General features: G+C 63.5%; 10 protein-coding genes. 5 read left to right on the top strand and 5 right to left on the bottom strand.

Annotated features, from left to right (window positions below; genetic code table 11):
* Positions 1-212 precede the first annotated feature (212 nt).
* The 4 genes from trhO to BLT42_RS10140 all read left to right on the top strand — a co-directional run bounded on the left by trhO (position 213) and on the right by BLT42_RS10140 (position 3,261).
* The gene (trhO, locus tag BLT42_RS10155; RefSeq protein ID WP_091770400.1) at positions 213-1,157 is read left to right on the top strand and encodes an oxygen-dependent tRNA uridine(34) hydroxylase TrhO; all 945 of its coding nucleotides are present in this window, start codon (positions 213-215) and stop codon (positions 1,155-1,157) included.
* Positions 1,154-1,810 carry a glutathione S-transferase gene (locus BLT42_RS10150; RefSeq protein WP_091770399.1) on the top strand — a complete coding sequence of 219 codons (657 nt, stop codon included), beginning with the start codon at positions 1,154-1,156 and terminating at the stop codon, positions 1,808-1,810. The genes trhO and BLT42_RS10150 overlap by 4 nt, the downstream gene beginning before the upstream one ends.
* A gap of 76 nt (positions 1,811-1,886) precedes the next feature.
* Entirely contained in the window at positions 1,887-2,624 is a 738-nt protein-coding gene (locus BLT42_RS10145) for a carbonic anhydrase (RefSeq protein WP_091770397.1), read from the top strand.
* A 169-nt stretch (positions 2,625-2,793) separates the two neighbouring features.
* Positions 2,794-3,261 (top strand): GFA family protein, encoded by a 468-nt coding sequence (locus BLT42_RS10140; protein WP_091770395.1) that lies wholly within the window; start codon positions 2,794-2,796, stop codon positions 3,259-3,261.
* On the opposite strand, the gene BLT42_RS10135 is transcribed toward BLT42_RS10140, so the two are convergent.
* The 3 genes from BLT42_RS10135 to BLT42_RS10125 form a co-directional block, all read right to left on the bottom strand.
* On the bottom strand, positions 3,237-5,384 hold the full coding sequence (locus BLT42_RS10135) for a penicillin acylase family protein (RefSeq protein ID WP_091770393.1): 2,148 nt from the start codon (positions 5,382-5,384) through the stop codon (positions 3,237-3,239). The two genes, BLT42_RS10140 and BLT42_RS10135, sit on opposite strands and share 25 nt — an antisense overlap.
* 112 nt (positions 5,385-5,496) lie before the next feature.
* Positions 5,497-8,709, bottom strand: coding sequence for an amidohydrolase family protein (locus tag BLT42_RS10130; RefSeq protein WP_091770391.1), 3,213 nt, complete (start codon positions 8,707-8,709; stop codon positions 5,497-5,499).
* Positions 8,710-8,828: 119 nt separating this feature from the next.
* Positions 8,829-10,439 (bottom strand): SulP family inorganic anion transporter, encoded by a 1,611-nt coding sequence (locus BLT42_RS10125; protein WP_091770389.1) that lies wholly within the window; start codon positions 10,437-10,439, stop codon positions 8,829-8,831.
* A gap of 241 nt (positions 10,440-10,680) precedes the next feature.
* Between BLT42_RS10125 and BLT42_RS10120 the strand changes: the two genes are divergently transcribed.
* The gene (locus BLT42_RS10120) at positions 10,681-12,162 is read left to right on the top strand and encodes an exopolysaccharide biosynthesis polyprenyl glycosylphosphotransferase (protein WP_091770387.1); all 1,482 of its coding nucleotides are present in this window, start codon (positions 10,681-10,683) and stop codon (positions 12,160-12,162) included.
* A gap of 99 nt (positions 12,163-12,261) precedes the next feature.
* Here BLT42_RS10120 and BLT42_RS10115 read toward each other — a convergent pair whose 3' ends face one another.
* Together BLT42_RS10115 and BLT42_RS10110 are read right to left on the bottom strand one after the other, a co-directional pair.
* Positions 12,262-13,464 carry a glycoside hydrolase family 5 protein gene (locus BLT42_RS10115; RefSeq protein WP_176780329.1) on the bottom strand — a complete coding sequence of 401 codons (1,203 nt, stop codon included), beginning with the start codon at positions 13,462-13,464 and terminating at the stop codon, positions 12,262-12,264.
* Positions 13,461-14,540: a GNAT family N-acetyltransferase gene (locus BLT42_RS10110; RefSeq protein ID WP_091770381.1), complete on the bottom strand. Its 1,080-nt coding sequence runs from the start codon at positions 14,538-14,540 to the stop codon at positions 13,461-13,463. Before BLT42_RS10110 ends, BLT42_RS10115 begins: the two co-directional genes overlap by 4 nt.
* Positions 14,541-14,665: the final 125 nt, after the last annotated feature.

The raw sequence follows: 14,665 nt of genomic DNA, 5'->3' as shown, positions 1-14,665 counted from the left end.
CACCTCCATATGCTTCATATACGGAACGTATACACATCGCATTGCGCAATGCCAAGGTCTTCATCGCAAGCCTGTCAGTTCGCTATCGCACCGGGTGAGGATGATGGTTCCGGGCGATGGCGCCCGGATGCAGGTTTCAGCAAGCGCAGCTTGAGACTCCGCCCGGGCGCCCAAACTTGCTATAGCAAGGCCAAACCATACCGGACCTGCCCATGCCCCGCTTCACCGTCGCCGCCCTGTATAAATTCACCCCGCTCGACGGGCTCGACGCTCTGCAGGCGCGGCTCAAGCAAGTCGGCGAAGCGAATGCGATCACCGGCACGATCCTGCTCGCCTCCGAAGGCATCAATGGCACGATCGCCGGCCCCGCCGACGGGATCGCCGCCATGCTCGACGCAATCCGGGCCCTGCCGGGCTGCGGCGATCTCGAGCACAAGGAGAGCTGGGCCGAGCAGCAGCCCTTTCTGCGGCTGAAAGTCCGGCTCAAGCGCGAGATTGTGACGATGGGCATTCCTGGCGTCGACCCCAATGCGCTGGTCGGCTCCTATGTCGACCCCGCCGACTGGAATGATCTGATCGCCTCGCCCGATGTCGTCACCATTGACACGCGCAATGATTATGAAGTGCGGATCGGCCAGTTCGAGGGCGCGGTAAACCCGGAGACCGTCAGCTTTCGCGAATTCCCCGACTGGTTCCGGCAATTCCGCCAGGGCCGCCCCAATGCCCGCGTGGCGATGTATTGCACCGGCGGGATACGCTGCGAGAAGGCGACCTCTTTTGTGAAGGCCGAAGGCATCGACGAGGTCTTCCATCTCAAGGGCGGAATCCTGAAATATCTCGAGACCGTGCCGCCCGAGGAAAGCCTGTGGCGCGGCGAATGCTTCGTGTTCGACCGCCGTGTTGCCGTCGTGCACGGGCTGGAACAGGGCACCCACACGCTTTGCCATGGCTGCCGCGAACCCCTGGGCCCGGAAGATCTGCGTTCGGACAAATTCGTGCCGGGCGTCTCCTGCCCACACTGCCATGACCGCATGTCTGACGCCGACCGGGAACGCTTTGCCGAACGTCATCGCCAGTCACAACTGGCGGCGAAGCGCGGCGAAAAACATCTCGGGCGCGTCTATGGCGATGATGCTCCGGAAAGCGGGGCCGGGTGAGCGCCGCCCTGCCCGTCCTCTATTCCTTCCGCCGCTGCCCCTATGCGATGCGGGCCAGGCTGGCGCTGGCGGCCAGTGAGACGGTCGTCGAACACCGCGAAGTCCTGCTGCGCGGCAAGCCGGCGGAAATGCTGGCCGCCTCGCCCAAGGGCACGGTGCCAGTCCTCGTCCTGCCCGACGGCCAGGTGGTCGAGGAAAGCCTCGACATCATGCGCTGGGCGCTGGGCCGCCATGATCCACGCGGCTGGCTGACGGCCGGCGACGCGATGTTCGACCTGGTGGCGATCAATGACGGGCCTTTCAAGCAGGCACTCGACCGCTATAAATACCCCAACCGCTATGACGGCGAGGACGCGCTGGAGAATCGTGCCCGCGGTCTGGAAATCCTCACCGCGCTCGAGGCGCGCCTCGCCGGTTCCGCCTTCCTGTGTGGCGAAGCGATGAGCCTGGCCGATGCGGCAATCTTCCCCTTTGTGCGCCAGTTCGCGCATACCGACCGGGAGTGGTTTGCCCGGCAGGCGCTGCCGCATCTGCAAGCCTGGCTCGCCGCGCATCTGGCCTCGCCGCTCTTTACCGGCGTGATGCAGAAATATCCGGTCTGGACCGCCAATCGCGAAACCGATGGCGCTGCGTTAAGGGTCGCTCCATCATAACGCGTGCAGTTTGGCGTTCGAACAGACGGTCGACCGGCCGCCATGACAGCCCCCGAACAAGATCAGGAGATCTCCCGTGAACCGCATCTGGCTTCCTCTCGCCCTCGCCGCCTGCGCTGCCGCGCCGGCCCACGCCCAACACTGGGGCTATGACGGCCATGAAGGGCCGGAGCACTGGCAGGCGATGAATCCCGACTGGGCCGTTTGCGCCGCCGGGCAGCAACAATCGCCGATCAATCTCACCGGCGCCCTGCAGGCGGATTTCGCGCCCGCCATGATCGACTGGGCTGATGAAACCGCCGGCGTCGTGGTTGATAATGGCCATACCGTACAGGTCAGCGTCGAGAATGCCGGCGGCCTGATCCTGGGCGATACGCGCTATGCCCTGCTGCAATTCCATTTCCACGCCGCCAGCGAGCACACGATCAATGGCCGCCAGGCTCCGATGGAAGTGCATTTCGTGCACCAGTCCGAAGCCGGTGACCTGGCCGTGGTCGGCGTCATGGTCGAGCGCGGCGACGCGCTGGCGACCCTCGACTCGGTCTGGGCCGCCATGCCCGCCGACAGCCATGCCTCACCGGGCATTGCCGCGCGCGTGCACCTCAACGAGTTTCTGCCCGTCGACCGCGAATCTTTCCGCTATCAGGGTTCGCTGACGACACCGCCGTGCAGCGAGATCGTCTCCTGGACCGTATTGACCCATCCCGTCACGGCGACGCCGGGGCAGATCGACGCGTTCGAAAACCGTCACCCGGACAGCTTCCGCCCGGTGCAGCCGCTCAACCGGCGCTATGTGCTGGTCTCCGACGAATAGTTCACCACAAGCATCCCAAGACAGGCTCCGGGTTTGCGCCCGGAGCTTCTCGCGTTCGGCCCGGCCTGTTCACTGCGACAGGGTGCAGCAGTCCATTTTCACCGATGGAATCGCCTGATCAGGCTGTGTAGACACTGAGGGCCCGTTTCAACGGCCCGGAGATCGAACAATGACCACGCCAGAATTGCCCCTTCATGGCGCCTGCCGCTGCGGCGATGTGCATGTCACCATGAGCGCCCCGCCCCTGATGACAGCGGCCTGTCACTGCACCGGCTGTCAGAAAATGAGCTCAAGCGCCTTTTCACTGACGGCGATGGTGCCGCCACAAGGCTTCGCCGTCACCAAGGGCGAAACCCGCCGCGGCGGCCTCGGTGAAGGCCGGCTGGACCACCAGTTCTGCCCACGCTGCCTGACCTGGATCTTCACCCGCATCACCGGGCTGGACTATTTCGTCAATGTCCGCCCGACAATGTTCGAGGATACAAGCTGGTTTACGCCCTTCATCGAGACCATGACGCAGGACAAGCTGGCCTGGGTGACGACACCGGCCCGCCACAGCTTCGAGGCCTTTCCGCCGATGGAGGAGCTGCCGACCCTGATGGCCGAGTTCGGTCAGTCCGGTGCGCCCGGACGGTAACCACCCTCCCGGATTGACAGATCAAGCGTGCGCCATTGCTCGGCCGCGAAAAGCGGTGCCTGGTCGGCATAATGCGGTGAGCTTTCATTCAGCGTGGCGGCGCCATACTGGATGATGGCGGAGGCGTCGAGCGAACCATCGGCCAGCCACTCAACCAGCATGATCGACGTATCGCCGGCCGCCGCCGTCAGCTGGCCATTGGCATCGAGATCATGCGAACCGGCATAGATGGCACGCAGCGCATCCGGTCCGCCGCCGATCGGGATATTGAGCTCACCGCGAACCAGCCGGTTGACCTCGCCCCACTCAGGGTCGAGCCGGCCATGATGCGCCATCAAGTCGGCGGCCGCTTCGCGCAACGCCTCGGCCGGGTCCATCAACCAGGGATCATCGGTGTGCAGATTGCCGATACAGCGCACCGCGACCAGCACGCCCAGTGCCGCCTCGCGATTGGCCGTGTCGGTCGATAAATCCCAGCGCGCCAGCATGCCCTGCGCGCGGGCCAGGTCCTGATCGGCGGAGAAATCGGCGGCAAGAAGTTCGTCCACCAGCCGCGCGACCGGCGATTGTGGCGCGTAGACCTTGTCGAACTTGATTTCGAGCAATCGCTCGCGGCTGATGGCCCCCTCTGCCCGCAACAGGTCCAGCCCGCGCCAGGCGCGGTTGGAGTAGCGCGGCTGGATGCCGAATGTGGGTGAATAGCCAACCGCGTCGATATTGTCGGCCTGTTCGCTGGCATCAAAGGGTGTCTGGTTGGCCGAGAGCAGCCAACCGCTATCCGGATCGGTATAGATCGGCATGGCAGTGAGCGGCAGATATTCATCCCAGATCAGTTCGGAGCGGTCACCAGGCAGGTATTGAAGCCAGTCATACCCGGCTTCGCGCACCGGCATGCGGGCATTGTAGACATAGGCGATATGACCCGCGCGGTCGGCATAAACGGCGTTCAGCGAGGAAATGGCATTGATCTCCATCGCCGTCATCCAGCTGTCGAAATCGGTGGCGCGGTTCATCGCATACCATTGCTCGACCTGCCCGACCTGATCCATGCCGGAATAACGGATCGCGTAGTCCCCATGATCAGTACGCACCACAGGCCCATGGCGCGACCACCACATGTCACGCGTCACAGTCCAGCTGATCGGCCCGAAAATCCCGATCGTCAGGCGCGCCGTACCATGCTCAAGATCGAGCCATTCACCATCGAGGCGGTAACGGTCACCCTCGGTCTCCAGCACGTAAATGTCTGACAAGTCGGGCTTGTTGACCGTATGCGCCCAGCCGAGATCGGGACTGAAACCATGCAGGATGAGGGGCGCTCCGGGGAAGGTCGCGCCAGCCATGTCCCAGCCGGCCTCGGAGTGAAGGCGGGCCTCATACCAGGCGACCGGCCCTTCGAAGGGCTGGTGTGAATTGATCAGCAGGCGTGTCGCGCCATCGGCCGAGCGCGATGGCGCGATGGCGAAGGCGTTCGAGCCGAACGGCAGGCGTTCGGCCTCGATCAGCTGAAATGCGGTCTCACTGGAGCCCATCGAAACGGTGCGCTGACGGGCATCCTCGAACAATTCGGCGAGATCGCCGTCGAGCCCGTACATGAAGGGCGTGCGCAGGACGAAGCCGGCGACGATATCCTGCCCGCGCACTGGCAGTTCGGCGGACCATGTGTGCCGGGGGTTCTCGGCGGCATACAGGTTGAGCCCGTCGGCATAGGCCTCGACCAGGGCTCGCGTGGCCGGCGAAAGATCGCTCTCATAGCGCGCCTCGACCAGTTCGCGAATGCGCAGGAGCTGGACGATATAGTCGGTCGGTGCAGCGTCCTGGCCGGCATAGCGCGCAAGGCGTCCGCGTGCAGCGACCAGCGTCGTCTGCAGGGTCGCCCAGTCATCCTCAGCCTGGGCATAACCAAGGCCAAAGGCGGTGTCAGGGTCCGTGACGCCATAGATTTGCGGCACACCAAACTCGTCGCGCACGATGCGGACCGAATAGGTTTCGGCGACCGCGAAAGCCTGGCGCGTGAAGGCCTGCAGGCTGCGATATTGCAGGCCCATATTGACCAAGGTGGCCGCGATCACCAGCAGAGTGACGGCCATGACAATCCGGCCCCAGAACTTCGACAGTTTCATGAATTTTCCCCTTTGGTCGCAAGTCTATCGCAGCGCGCCGCCGCCGCAAGCGCACAAAAAAGGGGCGCCCCGATGGAGCGCCCCCCTTCTCATTCAGGCTGTCGCCCCAGACCTACTCCCAGAAGTAAGGCTGGCGATCATTATCGCCCGTGACGGTCTCGTTCATCGTCTCGGCGTCATAGAGACGGCCATTGAGCATCACGAAATCGATCTCGTCGGTATTGCCGATATCGTCGAGTGGATTGGCGCGCATGATCACCAGATCAGCGAGCTTGCCAACCTCGAGCGATCCAATATCGGCGTCGAAGCCAAGATGGCGGGCCGGCATCACAGTGGCAGCCTGCAGCGCTTCGAGCGGTGACCAGCCGCCACGCGCCAGCGACCACATCTCCCAATGCGAGGCCAGGCCTTCTTCCTGGCCGTGAGCGCCGATCACGACATCGACCCCGGCCTGCATCAGACGATGCGCCACACGGGCACTGTCATCATCGACAAAGTCCGTTTCCGGGGCTGTGGTGCGGCGGACATTATTGGCCTGCAGGATGCGTGGCGGCACATGCCGCGACAGGATCGGGTGCAACCAGACATCCGTCGCCTGACGCCAATAGGGATCACCGGCCAGACCGCCATAAGTGACGACCAGGGTCGGCGAATAGGCGACCTGGGTCTGGGCATACAGGCTGATGACATCCTCATAGATCGCCGAAACCGGAAGATTGTGTTCCAGCGACGAATTCCCGTCGGCGATCAAGGACATGTCCATATGATAATTGGACCCGCCTTCAGGCACGACCAGCAGGTCGGCCTCAATCCCGGCCGCAACAACCTGCTGGCGCTGATCGCGGCGTGGTTGATTATAGTTCTTGATCGAGTGCGCGCCTTGCGCCGCGAGGCGGAAGACGTGCTGTTCGGCATCGTCGAGACTATTGATCTCGGCATAGACCGATGGCGCGCGGGCGCCATAGACGATCTCGCCGCTGGAATAGATGCGCGGGGCCAGAAGCCGGCCGGCACGCTGATATTCGCTGGCGGAGAAAATCTGGCTGGCGCGGCTTGACGGATTGTGGGTCGTCGTGACGCCGAAGGCGAGATGGGCAATTTCCGACCAGTTCTGCTCGGGAATGAGATCATCCGTGCCCTGCGGGCCGTGGGCATGGGAATCGATGAAGCCTGGCGTGATGGTGTGCCCGGTAACGTCAACCACGCGTGCCCCTTCAGGCACCTCGATATCGGCGCCGACCGCACTGATGCGATTGCCGTCGATCAGGATGGTGCCGTTCTCGATCACGCCGCCATCTTCGCCGGCCATGGTGATGATGCGGGCCCCGACCAGCGCAGTGATGCCGGTTGGCTGATCGGCGGTGACCGTCATGGAGAGGTCCACGCCTTCGGTTGGCGGGGTATAGCCCTCGCCCTCTTCCGCATTCGGATTGGGGCGGAAATCCTCGATCCGGGCCGAATAGAAAACCGGACCCATGGTCCAGTTGACCTGCTGGCCGCCATCACTCCAGTGGAAATAGGTGCCGCCATTGCCGGACAGCTCGGACGTCGGCAAGGCACCGCTGGTACGGCTGCCGCCGACCGCTTGCGGGCCGGGCAGAAGCGGTGTGACGAAGACATCGTAATTCTGGCGGAAGGCGACGTGATCACCGGCTGGCGACACTTCGTACTCCGTCACCAGCTCACCGGTGGCGTGAATGCGTTCATTGGCACCATTGAGGTCCATCGAGACCAGCGAGGCTCCATCGCCACCGCGGGTCACAAAAATCCGGTCATTGCGATTGGCAAATTGCGGACTGCTGCCGCTCTCCGTCACCAGCGACATGGCGCCGCCGCGGGCCGCGATGGTGTAGACGCCCGGCGCTTCGGACCATTCCGCGGCTGTCAGATAGCCGCCCGATCCCTTTTCAAACACGATGGTATTGCCATCGGGCGAGAAGCGCGGCCGGCGGTAATGCCCCGGCTCGGATGTGACCACGGTCTCGCGGCCACCGCGCGCCGAAATCGTGCGGATCGAGCCCAGCGCCTGGTCATCCCAGGTCGCAAAGACGATCGTGCGACCATCGGCCGACCAGCTCGGGAAGAGCTCGCGGCGATCGCCATTATTATTGGTCAGACGGCGCGGTGCCGCATCGCCTGAAGCGGCGCGGACCCAGAGCTGGCCGAGGCTTTCGAACACGATCTGGCTGCCATCGGGCGAGGCCGTGGCAAAGCGCGGCATGCGGGTTTCGAACGTCGCCGGAGCGACTTCGACCTGCGGACGCGGTGGATCGACGATATCGCGCGTATCATTGACGGAGAAAGGAATGTCGCTGACCGTGCCGCTGGCCAGGTCGACGCGATGGATCTGGCCACCGGCCCAATAGACGATGGACTGGCTGTCGGGCATCCAGTCCATGTTCGGATACATGCCGGTGACGCCCCAGGTCTCCTGCATGTCCTGGTCGAGATTCTCGACCAGGCGACGTTCCTCACCGCTGTGCAGGTCCTTGATGTAGAGGGTCGACTGGATACGCTCGCGGCGCACGAAGGCCATATAGCGCCCGTCCGGCGATGGTGTCGGGCGCACCGCACCGCCGGCACCGGAAACGGCCGTGGCGGTCTCGCCGGTTTCCAGGTCATAGCGCAGGATATCGAACAGATTGGTGTTGGAATCCTGGGCGTAGATGAAGCTGTTACCCGGGGTCACATTCATCGTGTAATAGACATAGCGCCCGTCCGGCGAGAACATCGGCTCACCGAGTTCTTTCTGGAAGCTCTCATTGGGACGCTCGACCAGCTGGACGCCGGCACCGCCGAGCACGTGATACATCCAGATTTCGCCAACACCGGCCGAACGCTGGGTGGTGAAATGCTTGCGCGCCGCGATATAGCGGCCATGGGGATGCCAGGTCGGGTTATTGAGCAGGCGGAAGCTCTCATCGGTCAGCGCTGCGGCATCCGAGCCATCGGCATTCATGATCCAGATATTATCGCCGCCCCCGCGATCGGAGGTGAAGGCGATCTGGCTGCCATCGGGCGAGAAGCGCGGCTGGATCTCCCAGGGCATGCCGGACGCGATATTCGTCGCTTCGCCGCCGGTCACCGGAATGGTGTAGATATCGCCGAGCAGGTCGAAGGCGATCGTCTGCCCGTCCGGGCTGACATCAAGGCTCATCCAGGTACCTTCGGTGACATTGAGCGGCACCTGGCGCATCTCAAGGCCTGGATTGGCGACATCCCAGCCAGCCGAGGCCCCGTCTGCCGCCTCGGCATCCTGCCAGGCCAGGCCGGGCGAAGTACACAGAATAGTCGATGCAGCGAGTGCCAGCAGGTATCGGCTCATATCAAGCTCCCCAAAGAGTCCAAAGATTTTGGGGGAGAGTAGAGCGCCGCGGCCAAAGCGACAAACTAACGGTTTTGTAACGTCAGCCGGCGCCGCCCGCGCCCGGATGTGCGCCCCGGCTAGTGAGCGCCGCCCATACGGCCAAGGCGGACCTGGTAATCCACCGCCAGCGCGTATTCCGGGTCATCATCGGCATCGACCATCAGCTGCCCGGCCTTGGTCAGGAGCTGGTGGCAATCATGGCTGAGATGGCGCAATTCCAGCTGTTTGCCCGCCGCATCATACTTCGCCGCGAGATCCTCGATCGCCTGCAGCGCCGACTGGTCGACAATGCGCGATTCGTTGAAATCGACGATCACGCGTTGCGGGTCGCCGGCAACATCGAAGATTTCCATGAAGCCCGTCGCCGAACCAAAGAAGAGCGGCCCCTCGACCTTGTAGACCTTGGCGCCGGCCTCATTGATCTCGGTGATGGCGTGAATGCGCGAGGCCGCGTTCCAGGCGTAGAAGAGCGCCGAGACGATGACGCCGACGATCACGGCGATCGCGAGATCGCTATACACCGTCACGCCGGTGACCAGCAGGATGATGAAGGCGTCATTCCGCGGGATACGACGCAGCACCATGATGCTCTGCCAGGCAAAGGTGCCGATCACGACCATGAACATCACGCCGACCAGGGCGGCGAGCGGGATTTGCTCGATCAGGCCGGAACCGAACAGGATGAAGGCGAGCAGGAAGAGCGAGGCTGCGATACCGGACAGGCGCAGGCGTCCGCCGGATTTCACATTGATCATCGACTGACCGATCATCGCACAGCCGCCCATGCCGCCGAAGAAGCCGGTAACGATATTGGCCGCCCCCTGGGCGACACATTCGCGTGAGGCACCGCCGCGCTGGCCGGTAATCTCACCAACCAGGTTGAGCGTCAGCAGGCTTTCGATCAGACCGATCGCAGCGAGGATAAAGGCGTAGGGCAGGATGACCTGGAGCGATTCCAGATTGAGCGGCATTTCCGGGATGTGAAATTGCGGCAGACCGCCCGCGATCGAGGCGAGGTCACCGACGCGCGAAACCGGGATATTGAAGCCGATCACCAGGGCCGCCACGATACCGATCGCCACCAGCGGCGCCGGGATGGACTTGGAAATTTTTGGCCAGAACTGGATGATGCACATCGTCAGCACAACCAGGCCCAGCGTGATGATCAGCGGCATGCCGGTCATCCAGACATGCTCGCCGCTCTCATTGATAATCTTGAACTGGTCGAGCTGGGCCAGGAAGATCACGATCGCCAGCCCGTTGACGAAACCGAGCATCACCGGGTGCGGCACCATGCGGATGAATTTGCCCAGGCGCAGCACACCGGCGGTGACCTGGATGAGCCCCATCAGCACCACGGTCGCGAACAGATACTCGATCCCGTGTGTCGCCACCAGATGCACGATCACGACAGCCAGAGCCCCGGTGGCGCCGGAAATCATGCCCGGTCGCCCGCCGAACACGGCCGTGATGAGGCCGACGATGAAGGCGGCATAGAGCCCGGCCAGTGGCGGCACACCGGCAACGAAGGCAAAGGCCACCGCCTCGGGCACCAGCGCCAGTGCAACCGTCAGACCCGCCAGAAGCTCGATCCGGATCCGTGTTGGATTGAGATCCGGGCCTGCACCGCGATTGAGAACGGTTGCAGCCACGCGTTCCGCGAACACGGCAAGGGGAGATCGGTTCATCAGATGTATCCATTCGGTGTCGGCGCGGCACCGCGCGCTAGCCAGATCGGGCTTCTATGCTGCGACGCAACAAAATACCAGCGCGGATTCTGTCCGCCCCGCCGCGCGTCAAGACTTCGCTAACCACGCTTCTCAACGGAATATTGTGTTCAATGCGCTAGCTTGCCCGCATCGAATAAGGGGTTAGGCCTTGGAATATTCCAGTTCACGACGTCAGCCGCAAAGCGGTCCGGCCAATGATATGACCGATGGTGTCCGCCCGGCAATGGCCGATGCGGCCGCGCTGACCCGCGCACAACTGCGCGCCAGGGCCCGTGCACCCCAACACCGCGTCAACCGCAAGGCCCTCGGTCATCTGATGCAGACGATCGATATTCTTGCCATCGCCATCATCAGCACGGCCGGCGCCTTTGCCATTTCCGGCGGCGCCGTGACCCAGGTTCCAGCCGGCGAGTTACTGCCCCTGGCCGCTTTCGCGGCCCTGACCCCGGCCCTGCTCCTGATGTTCAAACTCTACCGGGTCGATCCGCGCGGGATTGTGGTCTATCGCGTGCTGACGGCCTTCATCGCTGCCGGACTGAGCGGCGCCGCGATCATCGCGCTGGCGCATCTGACCGCACCGCGCACCGTCGATCTGGTCGCCAGTTTTGCGATCACCGCGACGGCAGCCGTCACAATCCTGCACATCATCTATGCCGGCTTCATCGAGCATTGGGCCAAGGCCGGGCGGCTGGCGCGCAATGTCGTGCTGGTTGGGGCCACGCCCAATGCGCGCAAACTGATCGCCGCAAACAAGGGTTCCGGCACGGTCAATGTCGTCGGCATTTTCGACGACCGCAAGGCCCGCAGCCCGTCACAGCTCGCCGGCACACCCTATCTGGGCGATACCGATGACCTCTTCAAATGGGGCACCCTGCCCGATGTCGACCGGATCATCCTGACCGTGACTCCCAAGGCGCAAGATCGCGTCCGGATTCTGCTCGGCAAGCTGCGCGCCCTGCCCCAGCCGGTCTGCCTCCTGCTCGACCTCGACCATTTCGATCCCGACACGACCAGCCTGGAAGATGTGGTCGGGGTGCAGGCTGCGCGGATGAGCGGGTTTGAGGAACGGGTCGGCCATATGATCGCCAAGCGTCTCCAGGATCTGGTGTTCGCCTCGCTGATGTTCATGGGCCTGCTGCCCCTCATGCTGATCATCGGCATCGCCGTCCGGCTGGAAAGCCCCGGCCCCGCCATTTTCCGCCAGAAGCGCGAGGGCTTCAACGGACGCATGATCACCGTCTATAAATTCCGCTCGATGCGGCATTCGCCTGATCGCCAGACACAGACCGTCCGGCAGGTCGAATTCGATGACCCGAGGGTCACCCGGCTGGGTGGCTTCCTGCGCCGCACCAGCCTGGATGAGTTACCGCAATTGTGGAATGTCCTCGGCGGCGAGATGTCACTGGTCGGTCCGCGTCCGCATGCGCCGGGCATGCGCACGGGTGGTACCGAGACCTCCAAACTGGTCGCCGAATACGCCCACCGTCACCGCGTCAAGCCGGGCATAACCGGCTGGGCCCAGGTCAATGGCTCGCGGGGTCCACTGCATTCACCAGAGGCCGCCCGCGAACGCATCCAGTGGGATGTCGACTATATCGCACGTGCCGATTTCTGGTTCGACCTGATGATCATGCTGCGCACCCTGCCAGCCTTGCTCGGCGACAAGCTCAATATTCGCTAGCGCTTGACCGACCTTCCCCCGTTTCGCGGGGAAAATGGATGCGCGCGGCGGTCATTGGAGGCCCCTCATCGGGTATGGCCAGAGTGGAACCGGTGCAGTCTAGCGCCGGAGCAGCGACCGCGGGCGCATCCGGTTACGGCGCCACAAATCCTGCAATGTGGTCAACAAGGGCGCTTCCGGCACCGGGCTCACCGCATCGGGATCGGCACCATAGACCGGGTTGAACATGTTTTCGCGGTCCTCATAGAGGCGCCAGCCACTATCCCAGCGAAACATCGCCCAGCCGGCTCCCGCACGCTCCAGCGACGCCGCCCGCCGGCGCAGATAACGCGGCGCGTCGGGCGCCCAGCGGGCGACACCAAACTCACCCATCATCCATCGCGCCGCATCGGGCGGCATGAACTCGGCCTCGCCGCGGGCGAAGGCGACATTGGCACCGCGGCCCTGGTGGGTATAGGCGCGTGGTGAGTAATCATGCAGGGCCAGCACGAGGCCAGGCGCGCTGTTGAGATCTAGCAGACCAGCAAAACTGCTATGCCCGTAACCGTCCGGATTGATCAGTATGGGCGTGTCGGTGTCATGCTCGCGGATAACCGCGGCCAGGCGCCGGGCCAGGGCCGGCCAGTCGGCCGGGGTGCCGGCGACATGTTGCGCCAGGCGTGCCGGGTCCCATTGATCAAGATCGCCGCCATCAGGTCCGGGCGCGGCCTGGTTGGCGTTCGGCTCGACCATCAGGAGATAGCCGGCGACATTGGCGCGGTCGCGAAAACGGCTGGCCGTGCGGCGCCACATCATGTCCCATCCATCCTGGGCCTCGGTCGAGGCCCAGACATCATCATTGATCATCGAGGCGGGAAACCAGCCACCGGCGCCGCCGCGATGGAAGGTGAATTCACTGCGTCCCGGGCCGGTGCGAAACCCGATCACGACATACAGGCCCGCCAGTTCGCAGCGCCGGACCATGTCATTGAGATGATCCTCGACCGCCAGGTCGGGCACATAGGGCGCCCATTCCGTGACGGTCCCGGGATGGGACAGAATGACGAGATTGGCGCCGCTGGCCGCGAGTTCACGCAGGGAAGCATCGGTAACCGGAACGCCAACCGCACCGGAGCCGAGAAATTCCGGGCCATCGAGCTCAGGAAAGACACGTCGTTGCGCCAGGACTGCGCCACGCAAGTGCGGCCCGGTATGATTATTCCACAATTCCAGCCGGTTGGTCTGAGCCCGGGCGCATCCCGGCAGGCCAAGCGAGGCCAGCCCGGCCGCGGCGATGAGGGATCGGCGGCTCGGGTCGGTCACAACGCGTAAAATCCGCTGATCCGGTCAATCTTGCGCATCAACTTGCCCGGCCAGTGCCGAATTGGGCCAAGCGGCGAGGCCTCGGCCGCCCGGGTCAGGGCCTGGCCGGCATCCCGGGTTACGCACATCAATGACAGATGGGCGACACAGCCGCTCGCCAGCCCGACCTGATAGCTCGACAAATCGCGCTTGAACTGAAAGTCGCCGGGCCCGAGCTCGACGGCCCGATGTCCTTTGGCCGCCGCCGAGCGCGCGGCCTCGGTGAGCAGCAACACACCCGCGCTCAAGCGGGCATAGTCCGCGTGGTAGGCGGGAAACCAGTAATGCGAGAGCCGGTCGGTCTCCATCCCGATATGAACCGACACCAACTCGTCACCGACATAGAGCGATGAACAGCTGCCGGAGAAAAACTCACCCTTGCGGCGCAGTACAGCTTTGAGAAGGTCGCGTGTCCAGTCGACGGAAAACACATTGAAAACTTGCGTCGAGTCGTATTGTTGCCGCTTCCATTCGAGCATCCGGTCAAAAACTTCCGGATTGCTGTCTTCCATCACGTAATGATAGCCGCCCTCCAGCTCGTCCAGCTTGCGCCGGCGCGAGCGCAGGGTTCGCATCGCCTTGGGCACAACCTGGCCGCGGCGCGCCTCCCAGGAGTCGAAGCCCTCGGAGAGATCAATCATCCAGGAACCGCGGATTTCGTCCGCATGGTCATGGAAGACTTTCTGGCTCGCCAATGCGGAATGAAAGGCAAACAGCGGCAATCTCGCCTTGCGCAGCGCCCGCCGCAGGTCGATTTCAACGCCGGGCTCGGCGATCAGTCCTTGCACATCCCCCATCGGCCCCGCCAGCGGCCGCGCATAGCCCAGCTTGCCCGTGTGCAGGGGCAAAAAGCCGACGATCTGCCCCGCCTTGCGAATGACGAGCACACGCGTATCATCGCGGGCTTCTTCACAGCACTCCGCGAATTCAATCGCGAAATACGGACTGGCCAGTGTCTCATCGGCCGCGACAAAGGCCCGCCAGGCCTGTTTCTCGGCGGGACTCAATTCACTGGGTCGTTTTGATCCAACATCCATAAGCTTGATTCCGCTTAAACTTCCGGCCCGACTTGACCGAGCCTTTCACCTTTATAACGCGCGATGCCTTATCGCGGGGTGAACGCGGGCGACGATGGCGACAATCCCCTTTCACGCGGCACTCA

The organism is Maricaulis salignorans, from assembly GCF_900103475.1.
In the GTDB taxonomy this organism is placed as follows: domain Bacteria; phylum Pseudomonadota; class Alphaproteobacteria; order Caulobacterales; family Maricaulaceae; genus Maricaulis; species Maricaulis salignorans.
The sequence above is the reverse complement of the archived record's forward strand: the minus strand, read 5'-3'. Positions and strand labels throughout refer to the sequence as shown.

Excerpts from the sequence above, each read along its gene's own strand:
- trhO (WP_091770400.1), top strand. The coding sequence starts at position 213 with ATGCCCCGCTTCACCGTCGCCGCCCTGTATAAATTCACCCCGCTCGAC.
- BLT42_RS10140 (WP_091770395.1), top strand. The coding sequence starts at position 2,794 with ATGACCACGCCAGAATTGCCCCTTCATGGCGCCTGCCGCTGCGGCGAT.
- BLT42_RS10135 (WP_091770393.1), bottom strand. The coding sequence starts at position 5,384 with ATGAAACTGTCGAAGTTCTGGGGCCGGATTGTCATGGCCGTCACTCTG.
- BLT42_RS10130 (WP_091770391.1), bottom strand. The coding sequence starts at position 8,709 with ATGAGCCGATACCTGCTGGCACTCGCTGCATCGACTATTCTGTGTACT.
- BLT42_RS10125 (WP_091770389.1), bottom strand. The coding sequence starts at position 10,439 with ATGAACCGATCTCCCCTTGCCGTGTTCGCGGAACGCGTGGCTGCAACC.
- BLT42_RS10120 (WP_091770387.1), top strand. The coding sequence starts at position 10,681 with ATGACCGATGGTGTCCGCCCGGCAATGGCCGATGCGGCCGCGCTGACC.
- BLT42_RS10110 (WP_091770381.1), bottom strand. The coding sequence starts at position 14,540 with ATGGATGTTGGATCAAAACGACCCAGTGAATTGAGTCCCGCCGAGAAA.